Source organism: Polaromonas sp. P1_E3, assembly GCF_056405935.1.
The window spans coordinates 1-3,094 of record NZ_JBFUBD010000324.1 but is presented as its reverse complement, the minus strand read 5'-3'; the positions used below and the strand labels follow the sequence as shown (position 1 = coordinate 3,094).

Here is a 3,094-nt window from a genome sequence, read left to right as displayed (position 1 = left end):
GCCCAGTTGAGGTTGGCTTCTACGGGGGTGGTGGTGGTGTCGATGTCGTTGCCGTAAAGGMAGAGGCCGGCTTCGAGCCGCAGCGAGTTGCGCGCGCCCAGGCCGATGGGTTTGACTTCGGGTTGCCCAAGCAGCGCGCGTGCGAGCGTGTCGGCTTGCGTCGCGGGCACCGAGATTTCGAAACCGTCTTCGCCGGTGTAGCCGCTGCGGGTGATGAAGCAGTCGCAGCCGGCCACGGTGAAGCGCCCGCCGGTCATGAACACCAGCTTTTCGACAGCCGGGGCCAGACGCTGCAAGGCAGTGACGGCTTGCGGGCCCTGTAGCGCCATGAGCGCCATTTCGGGCATGGGAATGACGTCGCAGCGTGAGCCGATTTTGGCTTTGATGTGTGCGATGTCGCCCACCTTGCAGGCGCCATTGACGATGATGAAGAGGTCGCCGCCATTCGCGTAGTCGCGGTTGAAGAACATCAGGTCGTCGATGATGCCGCCCTGGTCATTGAGCAGCAGACCGTAGCGCTGCTTGCCGGCGGGCAGGTCGATCACATCGACGGGGATCAGGGATTCAAGGGCCGCCGCCGCTTCGGCACCCACCAGGCGCAACTGGCCCATGTGGGACACGTCGAAAAGACCGGCCGCCTGGCGTGTGTGGTGGTGTTCGGCCATCAGGCCCGCGGGGTACTGCACCGGCATGGAATAGCCCGCAAAAGGCACCATGCGCGCGCCAAGCTCCACATGCAGGTCGTGCAAGGGCGTTTTCAGCAGGGTTTCAGGGGTAGCGGAAGGAGTGGACGAATCGGACAAGGCATTCTCCGGGGGCAAACACGGTCATGGTCAAAAACCATGGGCTGCCCCTGCTGTCCACTTTACCTGAGAGATTCACCCGGCGATGCGGGTTTGCTCCTTCGGTGGGCGGCCTGTGAAAGGCTGCCTCTCTCCAGTAGGGAACGACCTGCAGCGTGGTGCGCCGCAGGGCGGTTGCCAGTCCTTTTGCCTGAGCGTTCAGTGCGACACAAGGGGGTGCCCCCAGGGTGCTCGTGCGCCTTCGGCGGTTTTCGCTAAGGAAAACTCTCTCCTGACCCGGCAAGTGTAACGGAAGCCGCCATGAGGCCGATCAGGCTGCCAGATGCTGGGGCAGCAGCATGGCAATGCGCTCGCTGATGGAGTCGGCGCGCTCATGGCCCGCGATTTTCTCGATTTCTTCCAGCATTTCGCGTGAAGCGGTGAGCATGGTCTCGCGGTCCTTGGCGTTGCGCAGCGCTTCGCGAAAGCGCTCGGCCATTTCCGGGTTGCGCCGGGCGAACATGCGCTCGCAGATGTCGAACAGGAACATGCGGGTCGTGGCAAGCGAGCGTCTGCCTTCAAACTGGTCGGCTGCTACCTGGATGGCCTGCGTGGTTTCGGGGCTGGGAAAGTTCTGCAGTTGCACCTGGGTGGGTGTGGGCGCAGGTGCGGCGGCTTTTGCAGATGCGGACGTCTTCCCGGGATGAGCCTCCAGAAACCCTTCGCGCAAAAGACGCAGGGCAATGGCTTCGCCGTCGCCGTCAAACAGCGGACGGAAATCCTGGGCAGATTTGCTGCCGTCGGCCATCAGCAGCAAGGTGCGCTCGCGCTGGCCCAGCGTTCTCACACCGGGCCTAAGCTCGGCGCGGGCACGGTCGGTTTTGTGGAGCTGCATGGATTTCATCCTCAAATGAAAGCCTGAGCATGACGACCGGACGTGACAGCTTCGTGAATCCCCTTCCGAATGTCCTTCTGTAGATGACTATTTGGCGTAGACCAGGTCGCGCAGGCCCAACGAGAGTTGCGGTACGTAAGTGATCACCATCAGGCAAGCCAGTATGACCAGTACAAAGGGAAGCAGGTAGGGCACGATGCGGTCCAGCGATATTTTGGCCACTGTGCAGGCAGCAAAAAGATTCACACCGAAAGGTGGCGTAATCATGCCAAGCGCGAGGTTGACCACCATCACCAAGCCGAAATGTACCGGGTCTATGCCGAAATGCACCGCCACCGGCGCCAGGATGGGCGCGAGCACGATGATGGCTGCACTGGTTTCAATGAACATGCCGATGATGAACAGTGCCGCGTTGACGCCCAGCAGGAAGAGGGCGGGTGATTGCAGCACTGCCTCCAGCCAGCGGCCTATGGCGTCCGGCACGCCGGCCCGGGTGATCAGGAAGGCAAACAGCCCGGCGTTGGCGATGATGAACATGATCACGGCGCTGGAAATCACCGATTTGCGCAGGATGACGTAGAGGTCGGCCAGCCTGATTTCGCGGTAGATCACGATGCCCACGACCAGCGCGTAGAACACCGCTACGGCAGAGGCTTCGGTCGGTGTAAAAATTCCCCCATAAATCCCGCCCAGAATAATCACGGGCATCAGCAGTGCCCAGCCCGCCTGCCAGGTTGCCTTGCCGAAGCCCAGGCGGCCGTCACCGTCCTGTTTGCCCCAACCTTTCCAGCGGCAATACAGGTGTACAAACAACATCAAGGCACCGCCGATCAGCAGCCCGGGGCCAAAGCCGGCAATAAAGAGTTCGCCGATCGAAACTTCGGCGCTGACGCCGTAAAGAATCATGGGAATGGATGGCGGAATGATGACGCCCAGTTCGGCGCTGGTAGCCTGCAGGGCTGCGGCGTAGGCGGTGGGGTAGCCATGCTTGATGAGCGCGGGGATCAGGATGGCGCCAATGGCAAAAGTCGTGGCCACCGACGAGCCGGAGACGGCCGCAAAGATCATGCAGGTCAGCACGCAGGTCATGGGCAGGCCGCCCTGGACGCCGCCCACAATGCTTTTGGCGAACTCGACAAGCCGGCGCGAGATGCCACCGGTTTCCATCAGGTTGCCGGCCAGGATGAAAAAGGGGATCGCGGCCAGCGGAAATTTATTGATCGAGGAGAACATCTCCTTGACCGAAATCAGCATGTTGGCATTGGACGCCTGGATGCCAAAGATGGAGGCCAGCCCGATAGACACGGCCACGGAAACGGTGAGTGCGAAACACAACACCATGGTCGAGATCATCACGGCGGTCATACTTGGCCCCCACGGTCACTCACTTCGTGTGTTCCCTGCCCCCCTAGGGGGC

General features: G+C 61.5%; 3 protein-coding genes and 2 riboswitches. All 3 genes read right to left on the bottom strand.

The window, feature by feature from the left end; all coding sequences use genetic code 11:
- The coding region (gene gcvT / locus AC1D0Z_RS18575; RefSeq protein ID WP_477659672.1) for a glycine cleavage system aminomethyltransferase GcvT at positions 1-716 on the bottom strand (716 nt) is incomplete at its 3' end.
- Between the two features lie 130 nt (positions 717-846).
- A riboswitch (glycine riboswitch) is annotated at positions 847-950 on the bottom strand.
- A gap of 19 nt (positions 951-969) precedes the next feature.
- A riboswitch (glycine riboswitch) is annotated at positions 970-1,087 on the bottom strand.
- A gap of 26 nt (positions 1,088-1,113) precedes the next feature.
- A complete protein-coding gene (locus tag AC1D0Z_RS18570; RefSeq protein ID WP_477659671.1) occupies positions 1,114-1,677 on the bottom strand; it encodes a hypothetical protein in 564 nt (187 codons plus the stop codon).
- 87 nt (positions 1,678-1,764) lie between these two features.
- Positions 1,765-3,042 (bottom strand): TRAP transporter large permease, encoded by a 1,278-nt coding sequence (locus AC1D0Z_RS18565; RefSeq protein WP_477659670.1) that lies wholly within the window; start codon positions 3,040-3,042, stop codon positions 1,765-1,767.
- Positions 3,043-3,094: the final 52 nt, after the last annotated feature.